Here is a 12,391-nt window from a genome sequence, read left to right as displayed (position 1 = left end):
AATCGACGCTAACTGCCAGAACGATGTTCGGTCCAGATGTCAGGTCGAGAAGTCCGAAGCCGTCGCCTGCCCGTCCATGGCCAGGGCCACGCCCGGCGTGTGCCAGCCCTGCTCCGGGTCGTAGCCGCGCACCCGTCTGGCCGGCACCCCGGCCACCACGCTGTGGTCGGGGAACTCGCCCCGGACTACCGCGCCGGCCGCCACCACGCACTGGCGGCCGAGCCGGGTGCCCGGCAGGATGATCGCGCCCGTGCCCAGCCACGAGCCCGCGCCGATCGAGACCGGGTTGTTGCGCGGCCACTGCCGTCCGATCGGGATGTCCGGGTCGTCGTAGACGTGGTTCTGGTCGGTGATGTAGACGTACGGGCCGGTGAAGACGTCCTGGCCGATGTCGATCGACTGGTGGGCCACGATGTGCGAGCCCCGGCCGATCGAGCAGCCGCCGCCGATGCGCAGGATCGAGCCGGGGCCGAGCTCCGCGCCCGGCCACATGCCGCACGAGATCGAGACCCGTTCGCCGATCAGGGTGTGGTCGCCGATCTCGATCCACTGCTCGCCGAAGATGGCGCCCGGCGGGAAGGCGATCTTCGCGCCGTCGCCCAGCCGGCGGAACTCGTGCCCGGCCGGGCTGGCCGGGGTGATGGCGCCGGCGTCGCGGATCGCCGTGTAGGCACGGTGGACCAGCGTGCTCATTGCCCGGCGTACAAGTGACATAAAGCCCAAAGTTACCGCTTGGTCCCACCGTTCGGGCATGTCGAGGACGATGTTTGATATCCTGAGAGCCCGTGGACACTTGACCACACCTCGAGCCACGGGAGCCCCTTTGCGCAGCGCATCGCAAACCAAGCATCTGTTCGTCACCGGCGGTGTCGCCTCCAGTCTCGGCAAGGGCCTCACGGCATCCAGCCTCGGTCGCCTGCTCAAGGCACGCGGTCTCCGGGTCACCATGCAGAAACTCGACCCCTACCTCAACGTCGACCCCGGCACGATGAACCCGTTCCAGCACGGTGAGGTGTTCGTCACCGACGACGGCGCCGAGACCGACCTCGACGTCGGCCACTACGAGCGCTTCCTCGACACCGACCTGCACGGCTCGGCCAACGTGACCACCGGCCAGGTCTACTCCAACGTGATCGCCAAGGAACGCCGCGGCGAATACCTGGGCGACACCGTCCAGGTCATCCCGCACATCACCAACGAGATCAAGGACCGCATCAGGGGCATGGCCGGTCCCGAGGTCGACGTGGTCATCACCGAGGTGGGCGGCACGGTCGGCGACATCGAGTCGCTGCCGTTCCTGGAGGCCGTACGCCAGATCAGGCACGAGGTCGGCCGCGACAACGTCTTCTTCCTGCACGTGTCGCTGCTGCCCTACATCGGCCCGTCCGGCGAGCTGAAGACCAAGCCCACGCAGCACAGCGTGGCCGCGCTGCGCAGCATCGGCATCCAGCCCGACGCGATCGTGCTCCGCTCCGACCGGCCGGTGCAGATGGCGATCAAGCGCAAGATCAGCCTGATGTGCGACGTCGACGAGGACGCCGTGGTCAGCTGCGTCGACGCCGCCTCCATCTACGACATCCCCAAGGTGCTCCACTCCGAGGGCCTCGACGCCTACGTGGTGCGGCGGCTCGGCCTGCCGTTCCGCGACGTCGACTGGAGGGAGTGGGAGCAGCTCCTGCGCCGGGTGCACCGCCCGGCCAAGGAGGTCACCATCGCCCTGGTCGGCAAGTACATCGACCTGCCCGACGCCTACCTGTCGGTCACCGAGGCGCTGCGCGCGGGCGGGTTCGCCAACGACGCCCGGGTCAACATCCGCTGGGTCAAGAGCGACGACTGCGAGACCTCCGAGGGCGCCGAGCGCGAGCTCGACGGCGTCGACGGCGTGCTGATCCCCGGCGGATTCGGCGTGCGCGGTATCGAGGGCAAGATCGGCGCCATCCGCCACTCCCGCGAGCACAAGATCCCGCTGCTCGGCCTCTGCCTCGGCATGCAGGGCATGGTCATCGAGGCCGCCCGCAACATGGCCGGCATCGAGGACGCCAACTCCGCCGAGTTCGATCCCGACACCAAGCATCCGGTCATCTCCACCATGAGCGACCAGGAGGACGTCGTCGCGGGCGAGCGCGACATGGGCGGCACCATGCGGCTCGGCCTCTACACGGCCAAGCTCGGCGAGGGCACGCTGGCCAGGCAGCTCTACGGCGGCAAGGCCAAGGCCGACGAGCGCCACCGCCACCGCTACGAGGTCAACAACGCCTACCGCGAGCAGCTGGAGCGCGTCGGCCTGGTGTTCTCGGGGCTGTCGCCCGACGGACGCCTGGTCGAATACACCGAGCTGCCCGTCGACACCCACCCGTTCTTCATCGGCACCCAGGCGCACCCCGAGTTCCGCTCCCGGCCCACGCGGGCCAACCCGCTGTTCAAGGGCCTGATCAGCGCCGCGCTCGTCTACGCCGACAGCCGCGTCAGCTCCAGCGTGGCCAAGTGAGCCACGGCCTGCCCGCACCGGAGGAGGATGGGGCCGTGATCAGAGACACGCCCGAGGCGTGGGACGTCGTCGGCTCGAAGCACCGGTTCAAGGGCCGGGTGATCGAGGTGCGCACCGACACCGTGCGCATGCCGCGCGACGAGGTCGCCGACCGCGACTACGTCGTGCATCCCGGCTCGGTCGCGGTGCTCGCGCTCGACGCCGACGACCGGGTCCTGCTGATCCGCCAATACCGTCACCCGACGCGCCACCTGCTGTGGGAGCTGCCCGCCGGGCTCCGCGACGTGCAGGGCGAATCCCTGGTCGCCGGGGCCGCGCGGGAGCTCGCCGAGGAGGCCGGCTACCGCGCCGCCACCTGGCACACCCTGGTCGACCTGTTCCCCTCGCCCGGCATGACCGACGAGCGGATCCGGGTGTTCCTCGCCCGCGACGTGTCGAAGATCCCCGACCACGAGAACGGCTTCGTCCATCGCCACGAGGAGATCGACATGCCGGTCGAGTGGGTGCCGCTGGCCGACGCCGTCGAGGCGGCGCTCATGGGAATGATCCACAATTCCCCGACCGTGGCCGGTATCCTCGCCGCATATGCGGCGTCGGTCGAGGGCTACGCCCTGCTGCGGCCGGCCGACGCGCCCGAGGTGTGACGGAAGGACCATTTCGTGGAGGCGGTGCTCTCCAGCTACCTCGCCCATCTGGCGGTGGAGCGGGGCCTGGCTGCCAACACGCTCGCCTCCTACCGCCGCGACCTGCGCCGCTACCTCCAGCACCTGCGATCACGCGGCCGGGTCACGCTCCGCGAGGTGGGCGAGGCCGACATCCTCGACTTCCTCACCGCGTTGCGCGAGGGCGACGGCGACCACCCCGCCCTCGTGGCCAGCTCGGCCGCGCGGGCGGTGTCGGCCGTCCGCGGGCTGCACCGCTTCGCGCTGCGCGAGGGCGTCACCGCGCACGACCCCGCGCACGAGGTCCGGCCGCCGCGCCAGCTCCGCAGGCTGCCCAAGGCGATCGCCGTCGACGAGGTCGAGCGGCTCATCGCCGCCTCCGGCCCCGACGGCTCGCCGCTGACCCTCCGCAACCGCGCCCTCCTCGAGGTCCTGTACGGCACGGGCGCGCGCATCTCCGAGGCGGTCAGCCTCGCCGTGGACGACCTGGAGACCGAGCAGGTGCGGCTGCGGGGCAAGGGCGGCCGCGCCCGGGTCGTCCCGCTCGGCCGCTACGCCAGGTCCGCGCTCGACGCCTACCTGGTCAGGGCCCGGCCCGGCCTGCTCGCCCACGGTCGCGGCACCCCCGCGGTGTTCCTCAACGCCAGGGGCGGCCGCCTCACCAGGCAGGGCGCCTGGGAGGTGCTGCAGGCCGCCGCGGAACGCGCCGGACTGGCCGGGATATCTCCCCACGTTCTACGTCATTCCTTCGCAACCCACCTTCTCGACGGCGGCGCCGACGTTAGGGTGGTCCAGGAGCTACTCGGTCATGCCTCGGTGACGACCACCCAGGTCTACACCCTGGTCACGGTGGACAAGCTTCGCGAGGTCTACGCCGCCGCACACCCCCGTGCACGGCAGTGATCTATAGTCTTTTGCGGCGCGCGCCACTCCGGCGTGCCGCCTTGCCGCGTTAAGTGGTGACGCCATAGTGTCCGTCCGGACGGTCCGGTTCGGGATCGTCAGGGAGGTTCGAGCTGGTGACTGTGAAGACCAACGGTTCGACCCCGGGGACCCCCGACAACCCCTGGGGTGACACGAAGACCAACGCGCCCTCCACCGGCGTCAATCTGGGGCCCACCCGGCGCCCCCGTCCCGTGTTCCCCGAGCCCGTGCCGCCGGAGACGCACGGGCCGGCCCGCGTGGTCGCGATGGTCAACCAGAAGGGCGGGGTCGGCAAGACCACGACCACCATCAACCTGGGCGCCGCGCTCGTCGAATACGGGCTCAAGGTGCTGCTCGTCGACTTCGACCCGCAGGGCGCGCTCTCCGTCGGCCTCGGCATCAACCCGCTGCAACTCGACCTCACGGTCTACAACCTGCTCATGGAGCGCAACGTCACCGCCGAGGACGTCCTGCTCGAGACCGGCGTCGAGGGCCTCGACCTGCTGCCCAGCAACATCGACCTGTCGGCCGCGGAGGTCCAGCTCGTCACCGAGGTCGCCCGCGAGCAGGTGCTCGGCCGGGTGCTCAAGCCGCTGCTGCCGCACTACGACGTCTGCCTCATCGACTGCCAGCCGTCCCTGGGCCTGCTCACGATCAACGCCCTCACCTGCGCCCACGGCGTCATGGTGCCGCTGGAGTGCGAGTTCTTCGCGCTGCGCGGCGTCGCCCTGCTCATGGACACCATCTCCAAGGTGCAGGAGCGGCTCAACGAGGACCTCGAGATCGAGGGCCTGCTGGCCACCATGTACGACGCGCGCACGCTGCACGGCCGCGAGGTGCTCGCCCGCGTCGTGGAGGCGTTCGACGAGAAGGTGTTCCACACCGTGATCAACCGCACCGTGCGCTTCCCCGACGCCACGGTCGCCGGTGAGCCGATCACCACCTTCGACCCCTTGTCCCTGGGCGCCAACGCGTACCGTGAGCTGGCCCGCGAGGTGCTGTCGCGCTGGCCGGCGCCTGCCACAATGGCCAGGTGACGCAACAGGAGGCGGCAGGGTTCCAGGTTCACCTTGACGTCTTCGAAGGGCCGTTCGACCTGTTGCTGGGGCTCATCGCCAAGCACAAGCTCGACATCACCGAGGTCTCCCTCTCCAAGGTCACCGACGAGTTCATCGCCTACATCCGCTCCCGCGGCCCCGAGTGGGATCTCGACCAGACCAGCCACTTCCTGCTGGTCGCCGCCACCCTGCTCGACCTGAAGGCGGCCCGCCTGCTCCCCTCGGGCGAGGTCGAGGACGAAGAGGACCTCGCCCTCCTGGAAGCCCGCGACCTGTTGTTCGCCCGGCTGCTCCAATACCGGGCGTACAAAGAGGTGGCGAAGCTCTTCTCGGGCCGGATGGCGGAGGAGGCGCTCCGCTTCCCGCGCACGGTGCCGATGGAGCCCCAGTTCGCCAACCTGCTCCCGGAGCTCGTCCTCGGCATCGGCCCCGACCAGCTCGCCCGCATCGCCGCGCGGGCCTTCACCCCCAGGTCGGCGCCCACGGTCAACATCGGCCACATCTACCAACCCCTGGCCAGCGTGCGGGAGCAAGCCGCTATCCTTGTCCAGCACTTGCGGCGCATGCGCAGGGCCACCTTCCGGGCCCTGGTGGCCGACTGCGACGGCACGTTCGAGGTCATCGCCCGATTCCTGGCCGTGCTCGAGCTCTTCCGGGAGTCCGCGGTCACCTTCGACCAGCTCGAGCCCCTGGGTGACCTGCACGTCACCTGGACGGGCAGCGACGACGGGGATGTCGCGGTGGGCGACGACTACGAGGAGAGCGCGGAGAAGGCTGCTGATGACTGATCGCCCGGACGACGTTCCGCCCCCGCCGCGCAAGTCGCCCGAAGCGGGGCTGCCCGCCTGGATGTCCCTCCCCGGCTCCCTCGCCACCACCCCCCAACCTCCCGCACCAGACGTGCCGTTGGCGGCAGATCCGCCGCCGGGCGGGCTTGCTGGCGCGGAGGCCGACGTGGTGGGTTCGGCGGCGGCGCGTGCACCGGGGGAGGAGCCTCCGGGGCCGGCATCCGGGTCCGATCCGGATACGGCGGATGTGTCCGAGGACGCGTGGGGTTCAGCCGCGCCCTCCTCGCCGGCCGAGGGCGATGAGGGGCCGGGGCTGAGCGCGGCGCTGGAAGCGATCCTCATGGTCGTGGACGAGCCGGTCTCCGAGATCACCCTGGCGCAGGTGCTCGAACGGCCCACCCACGAGGTGGCCGCCGCGTTGAGGGCACTGGCGGCGGAATACACCGAAGCCGGACGGGGTTTCGATCTGAGAGAGGTGGCGGGCGGCTGGCGCTATTACACGCGTCCGGCATGCGCGCCACAGGTCGAGCGGTTCGTCCGCGACGGGCAGCAGACGCGGCTGACGCAGGCCGCGCTCGAAACACTCGCGGTCGTGGCCTACCGGCAACCGGTAAGCCGCGCCCGTGTCGCCGCGGTGCGCGGCGTCAACAGCGACGGTGTCATGCGGACACTCGTCGCCAGGGGGCTGGTCGAAGAGGCCGGCACCGACCCGGAGAGCCAGGCAGTGCTCTACCGGACAAGCTCATACTTCCTTGAACGTCTGGGACTGAGGGACCTGAGCGAGCTCCCCGAGCTCGCGCCCTTCCTCCCCGACGACGTGGAAAACCTCGAGGAGACGACAAAGTGAACAACAGGCGCAGCACCCCGTCCGGTGATGGACGCGGTCGTGGACGCACCGGCGGCTCCAGCAGCCGTGGCGGCCGTCCCGCCTTCCGCTCGGACGACACTCGCGGCGGTTCCCGCCGCGAGGGCTTCCGTGGCGGTCCCCACCGAGACGACACCCGCGGCGGATCGCGCCGCGACGACAACGACCGCGGCGCAGGCCGCGACTCCAGAGGCGAGTACGGCTCGGGCCGCGACTCGCTCCGTGCCGACCGCGGCGGTTCCCGCGCCCGGTACGGCACCTCCGACTCCCGCGGTGGCTCCGGCTCCGACCGCGGTGGTTTCCGCTCCGACCGGCGTGACGACCGGGGTGGTTCGCAGGGTCGTGATGGTTTCCGTCCCGAGCGGCGTGACGACCGGGGTGGTTCCCAGGGTCGTGATGGTTTCCGTCCCGAGCGGCGTGACGATCGTGGGTCCCGTCCGGAAGGGCGTGACGGTTACCGTTCCAACCAGCGTGACGACCGCGCCGGTTCTCAGGGCCATGATGGCTTCCGTTCGGAGCGGCGTGACGATCGCGGTGGTTCCCGCGCCCGGTACGGCACCTCCGACTCCCGCGGTGGCTCCGGCTCCGACCGCGGTGGTTTCCGCTCCGACCGGCGTGACGACCGGGGTGGTTCCCAGGGTCGTGATGGTTACCGGTCCGAGCGGCGTGACGACCGTGGCGGCTCCCAGGGGCGCGATGGTTACCGGTCCGAGCGGCGTGACGACCGTGGCGGCTCCCAGGGGCGCGATGGTTACCGTTCTGACCGGCGTGACGACGGTGACCGCGGTTCCAGGGGCGAGTACGGCCGTGACTCGCTCCGTGCCGACCGTGGCGGTTCCCGCGCCCGGTACGGCAGGCCCGACTCCCGTGGGGCCGACCGTGGCGGTTTCCGGGCCGAGCGGCGTGACGACCGGAGCGGCGAGCGCGGTGGATACCGCGGCCGCGACGAGGGCCGTGAAGGCGGCTTCCGGGCCGACCGGGGCGGGCGAGGGGACGACGGCGGCCAGTCGGCCCGCGCGCGCTACGGCAGGCCTGACGGCGGCCGAGGCGCGGGTGCACGGCGTGACGAGGGCCGCCCGGCCAGGCGTGACGGCGTGCAGACGCTCGGCGGGCCTTCCGCCAGAAGCGGCGGCGGGCCTTCCGCCAGAAGCGGCGGTGGGAGAGACCGGTTCAAGACCGCGCGCCAGCCCGTGCGCGACCGCGACTTCTACCCCGAGGGCTACACCGACGAGCGCGACACCACCGAGGTGCCCGACGGCGTGCGGCTGCAGAAGGTGCTCGCCCAGGCGGGCGTGGCCAGCCGCCGTGCCTGCGAGGAGATGATCGGCGACGGCCGGGTGACCGTCAACGGCCAGGTGGTGCGGAGGTTCGGCGCCAAGGTCGACCCCGCCACGCAGATCATCCACGTCGACGGCAAGCGCATCCCGACCGCGCCCGACCTGGTCTACTACGCCCTGAACAAGCCCATCGGCGTCGTCTCCACCATGGACGACCCGCAGGGCCGGCCGTGCCTGGCCGACTACGTGGAGGAGCTGGCTCCGAGGCTGTTCCACGTGGGCCGGCTCGACACCGAGACCGAGGGCCTGCTGCTGCTCACCAACGACGGCGAGCTGGCCAACCGGCTGACCCACCCCAGCTACGGGGTGCAGAAGAAATACTGGGCCAAGGTGCCCGGCCCGATCCCGCGTGACCTGGGACGCAGGCTCAAGCAGGGCATCGAGCTGGAGGACGGCATCGCCAAGGCCGACAGCTTCACGATCGTGCAGGAGCACGGCCAGCAGGCGCTGGTCGAGGTGGTGCTCCACGAGGGCCGCAAGCACGTGGTCCGGCGCATGCTCGAAGAGGCGGGTCACCGGGTCATCGACCTGGCGAGGATCGAGTTCGGTCCGGTGAAGCTGGGCCGCACCAAGCCCGGCACCGTCAGGTCGCTGAGCCTGACGGAGGTCGGCGAGCTCTACGCCGCGGTGAAGCTGTAATCTGGCAGAACGCAGGAGCCCGTGCGGAGGCCGCACGGGCTCCACCGCTTATGGAGGGACGGTTCAGATGGTTCGGGCGATCCGCGGGGCGATCCAGGTGGACGCCAACGACCGTGACGCGATCATCGAGGGGACGACCGTGCTGGTCTCCGAGCTGATGGAGCGCAACCAGCTGACCACCGACGACGTGATCAGCGTGCTGTTCACCGCCACGCCCGATCTCACGGCGGAGTTCCCCGCGCTGGCGGCGCGTAAGCTCGGTTTCCACGACGTGCCGTTGATCTGCTGCACCGAGATCGGCGTGCCGGGGGCGCTGCCCCGGGTGGTCCGGTTGATGGCCCACGTGGAGACCGACCGGCCCCGGGCCGACATCCAGCACGTCTATCTGCGTGGGGCGGTCGCCCTGCGCCAGGACATCGCCCAGTGAGCAAGGCGTCGAGCAAGGCGTCCTAAACCTCGTCAACCAGCTATAGGCAGTTTTAGAGCAGCATTACCCAACAAGACCGAAAAATCAGGACATCGACATGGCCTCCGCACTCCGTACCGTGCTGGTAGTCGGCACCGGTCTCATCGGCACCTCCGTCGCCCTGGCCCTGCGCCAGCACGGCGTACGCGTGCTGCTCGCCGACCGGGACCAGGCGGCGGTGCGGCTGGCGCGGGAGCTCGGCGCGGGCGAGGACTGGGAGCCGGAGGCCGGCCCGAAGGCGGATCTCGCGGTGATCTCGGTGCCACCCGCCCACGTGGCCACCGAGCTGCTCGCCCTCCAGCAGCAGGACGCCGCCGCCTACTACACCGACGTGGCCAGTGTGAAGGCCGAGCCCATCCACCGGGCCGCCCAGCTCGAATGCGACCTGCGCACCTACGTCGCCTCCCACCCGCTGGCCGGACGCGAAAGGTCGGGGCCGGGAGCCGCCCGGGCCGACCTGTTCCTGGGCCGTCCGTGGGCCCTGTGCCCCACCCCCGAGGCCGCGCCCGGGGCGAGGGCCGCCGTGCTGCGGCTGGTCGAGCTCTGCGGCGGCAATCCGGTCGTGGTGGACGCCGCCGAGCACGACCGGGCCGTGGCCGTCGTCTCCCACGCCCCCCACGTGGCCGCCTCGGCCGTGGCGGCCCGCCTGGCGGACGCGCCCGAGGTCGCGCTCGGCCTGGCCGGGCAGGGCGTCAGGGACGTCACCAGGATCGCGGGCAGCGACCCCGGTCTGTGGCTCGGCATCCTGTCCGGCAACGCGACCCCGGTCGCCGAGGTGCTGGAGGCGGTCTCCCGCGACCTGGCCGAGGCCGCGACCGCGCTGCGTTCCCTGGCCGACGGCGACGGCACCGCCACCGACGACATCACCCAGTTGCTCAAACGCGGCGTCGCCGGCCACGACCGCATTCCCGGCAAGCACGGCGGCCCCGCGCCCGCCTACGTGGTGGTCCAGGTCGTCATCGGCGACCGCCCGGGCCAGCTGGCCCGGCTGTTCCAGGTCTGCGACGAGGTGGGGGTCAACGTCGAGGACGTCCGCCTGGAGCACGCTCCCGGCCTGCCGCTGGGCATCGCCGAGGTCTCGGTGCAGCCCGACGCGGCGGCGGTGCTCACCCGGGCCCTGCACGAGCGCGGCTGGCAGGTTCCCTGACCGGCTGATGTCACATCCCGGCCTTCTCGCTCCGTCTACACGGCGAATCGAGAAAGGAGCAGGGAAGTTGACCTCCTCCCCCTCGTGAACGAGGGGGATTCCCACCCTCACGGGTGAGGTTTTCCGCTTCACCGCCGGCCGCCCGCCACGAAGGACTTCCTTCTGACGGCCGGGCGCGCGTGAGGCCCTCTGCGGCGCGCGCGGCCGATCGAAGGGTCGCGAGGCGGTAGCCTCTTCAGGTTGGGTAAAGAACGTGGAGAAGGAGAGCCCGTGGCCGGTCTGGTCATCGCCATGGACGGCCCCTCGGGGTCGGGCAAGTCGAGCGCGTCGCGCGGAGTCGCCAAGGCGCTCGGCCTGCGCTACCTGGACACCGGGGCGATGTACCGCGCGATGACCTGGTGGATGCTGCGGCACGGCGTCGACCTGGCCGACTCCGACGCGATAGCGGTCCGGGCCGTCGAGCCCGAGATCGTCTCCGGCACCGACCCCGAAGGGCCCACCATCCACGTCGACGGCGTCGACGTGGCGAGCCCGATCAGGGAGGCCGAGGTGACCGCCTCGGTCTCGGTGGTGGCGGCGGTGCCCGAGGTGCGCTCGCGGCTCGTGGCGCTCCAACGGGAGATCATCGGGGCCGGCGACATCGTGGTCGAGGGCCGCGACATCGGCACGGTGGTCGCCCCCGACGCGACGCTCAAGGTCTACCTGACGGCCAGTGCCGAGGCCCGCGCCCGGCGCCGCCACGCGGAGCTGGCCGGCACCACGGTGGAGGCGCAGCAGGCCGCGATGGCCACGCGTGACAGGCTCGACTCCACCCGCAGGGCGGATCCACTCTCGATGGCGGCTGGCGCCGTCGAGCTCGACACCACCGCGCTCAACCTCGAAGAGGTCATCGCGGAGGTGCTGAGGCTGGTCGAGGAACGCCGGGGCCCGGCCGCGAAGAGCGGCGAGCCCCGGCGTGGCCGCGACCATACATACGAGCGCACCTGAGGGAGGGTGCGGGACTCCTAAGGTTGACTTCCTCCCCCCGCCTGAAGGCGGGGGGACTCCAACCCTCGCAGGCTGGACCTTCCTGCTTCACAGGTGACAGCCGTCCCGGTCAAGGCGAGGGGCAGAGAGCTGCCCAACGGTCTTACGTGGCCTCCACAGGCATCACATCCCGCCAGCCCGGCGGTAGGCCCGGCCGTATGGTTCCCGCCACCGGGCAGGCACTCCATATCCGGTTCGCACAGGAGTGCGCTGCCGTTCCCCAACGGCGGTCCGCATTGACGGCGAATCGCCGGTCTTCGCGCCGCTCCGCGGCCAGTTCTCTTTCCTCCCCAGGGCTGAAGCCCAGGGTCTCCAGCAATGGAAATCCGATGAGACATCGTGTCAACGGGAGATTGGGTCGAGGCTGAGCTCGACGATTCCGAGATTTCCGAAGAGCAGGCCGACACCGGCCCGGTTCCGGTCGTGGCCATCGTCGGACGGCCCAACGTGGGCAAGTCCGCACTGGTCAACCGCATCATCGGCCGCCGGGAGGCGGTCGTCGAGGAGGTGCCGGGGCGTGACCCGCGACTGGGTCACCTGCGACGCCAACTGGCGGGGCAAGGGGTGCGTGGGTGGGCGTCGAGGAGGTGGGCGGCCAGCTCCAGCGCGCCGGCGGCCCACCAGGAGTCGTCGTCGGCGAACGCCACGTAGGGCGTTTCGGCCAGCTCGACGCCCAGGTTGCGGGCGGGCGCGCCCAGGTTGCAGCCCGCCTCGACGACACGCACGTGAGGGAAGTGACGCTGGACGAAGCAGACGGTGACGTCCGTGGAGCCGTTGTCGACCATGGTGGGGGAGCGAGCGCTAGAGCGCACGGAGCCGGTTCATGGTGGCGACCATCACCGTCACCCTGTCGGCCGTGTCTCTCTTATATCCGTCATCTTGGCTCCTTCGCCCCATGTCTTCCTTTTCCGGGCACACCGCGCCTACTCGTGGCTTGACGAGGCCGCCGAGCAGGCGTACAAAAAGGCGGAAACAGTGTTACTCAAAAGAA

Annotated in this window: 12 protein-coding genes and 1 pseudogene; 11 read left to right on the top strand and 2 right to left on the bottom strand. The window is 70.8% G+C overall.

Annotated features, from left to right (window positions below):
- Positions 1–39: 39 nt before the first annotated feature.
- Positions 40–693: a DapH/DapD/GlmU-related protein gene (locus AB0C16_RS23350; protein WP_357685998.1), complete on the bottom strand. Its 654-nt coding sequence runs from the start codon at positions 691–693 to the stop codon at positions 40–42.
- 130 nt (positions 694–823) lie between these two features.
- Here AB0C16_RS23350 and AB0C16_RS23345 point away from each other — a divergent pair, with 130 nt between their 5' ends.
- The 11 genes and pseudogenes from AB0C16_RS23345 to AB0C16_RS23295 form a co-directional block, all read left to right on the top strand.
- The gene (locus tag AB0C16_RS23345; protein WP_357685997.1) at positions 824–2,488 is read left to right on the top strand and encodes a CTP synthase; all 1,665 of its coding nucleotides are present in this window, start codon (positions 824–826) and stop codon (positions 2,486–2,488) included.
- Positions 2,489–2,523: 35 nt separating this feature from the next.
- Positions 2,524–3,132, top strand: coding sequence for an NUDIX hydrolase (locus AB0C16_RS23340; RefSeq protein ID WP_357685996.1), 609 nt, complete (start codon positions 2,524–2,526; stop codon positions 3,130–3,132).
- Between the two features lie 15 nt (positions 3,133–3,147).
- On the top strand, positions 3,148–4,053 hold the full coding sequence (locus AB0C16_RS23335) for a site-specific tyrosine recombinase XerD (RefSeq protein ID WP_357685995.1): 906 nt from the start codon (positions 3,148–3,150) through the stop codon (positions 4,051–4,053).
- 116 nt (positions 4,054–4,169) lie between these two features.
- Positions 4,170–5,111: an AAA family ATPase gene (locus AB0C16_RS23330; RefSeq protein ID WP_357685994.1), complete on the top strand. Its 942-nt coding sequence runs from the start codon at positions 4,170–4,172 to the stop codon at positions 5,109–5,111.
- Positions 5,108–5,920, top strand: a complete 813-nt coding sequence (locus AB0C16_RS23325; RefSeq protein ID WP_357685993.1) for a segregation/condensation protein A — start codon at positions 5,108–5,110, stop codon at positions 5,918–5,920. The genes AB0C16_RS23330 and AB0C16_RS23325 overlap by 4 nt, the downstream gene beginning before the upstream one ends.
- Positions 5,921–6,233: 313 nt before the next feature.
- A complete protein-coding gene (gene scpB / locus AB0C16_RS23320; protein ID WP_357686045.1) occupies positions 6,234–6,767 on the top strand; it encodes an SMC-Scp complex subunit ScpB in 534 nt (177 codons plus the stop codon).
- Complete coding sequence (locus AB0C16_RS23315; RefSeq protein ID WP_357685992.1) at positions 6,764–8,761, top strand: pseudouridine synthase; 1,998 nt, start codon at positions 6,764–6,766, stop codon at positions 8,759–8,761. Before scpB ends, AB0C16_RS23315 begins: the two co-directional genes overlap by 4 nt.
- Positions 8,762–8,828: 67 nt before the next feature.
- Positions 8,829–9,188 (top strand): chorismate mutase, encoded by a 360-nt coding sequence (gene aroH / locus AB0C16_RS23310; protein WP_357685991.1) that lies wholly within the window; start codon positions 8,829–8,831, stop codon positions 9,186–9,188.
- A gap of 97 nt (positions 9,189–9,285) precedes the next feature.
- A complete protein-coding gene (locus tag AB0C16_RS23305; protein ID WP_357685990.1) occupies positions 9,286–10,374 on the top strand; it encodes a prephenate dehydrogenase in 1,089 nt (362 codons plus the stop codon).
- Positions 10,375–10,665: 291 nt separating this feature from the next.
- Complete coding sequence (cmk, locus tag AB0C16_RS23300; protein ID WP_357686044.1) at positions 10,666–11,361, top strand: (d)CMP kinase; 696 nt, start codon at positions 10,666–10,668, stop codon at positions 11,359–11,361.
- A gap of 423 nt (positions 11,362–11,784) precedes the next feature.
- A pseudogene (locus AB0C16_RS23295) lies at positions 11,785–11,956 on the top strand (GTPase); the annotation flags it as partial.
- Here AB0C16_RS23295 and AB0C16_RS23290 read toward each other — a convergent pair.
- On the bottom strand, positions 11,934–12,185 hold the full coding sequence (locus AB0C16_RS23290; RefSeq protein WP_357686043.1) for a glycosyltransferase: 252 nt from the start codon (positions 12,183–12,185) through the stop codon (positions 11,934–11,936). The pseudogene AB0C16_RS23295 and the gene AB0C16_RS23290 sit on opposite strands and share 23 nt — an antisense overlap.
- Positions 12,186–12,391: the final 206 nt, after the last annotated feature.

This window comes from Nonomuraea sp. NPDC048916 (assembly GCF_040649575.1).
GTDB lineage: Bacteria > Actinomycetota > Actinomycetes > Streptosporangiales > Streptosporangiaceae > Nonomuraea.
Note: the sequence above shows the minus strand (reverse complement) of the source record. Positions and strands in the feature narration are given on the sequence as shown.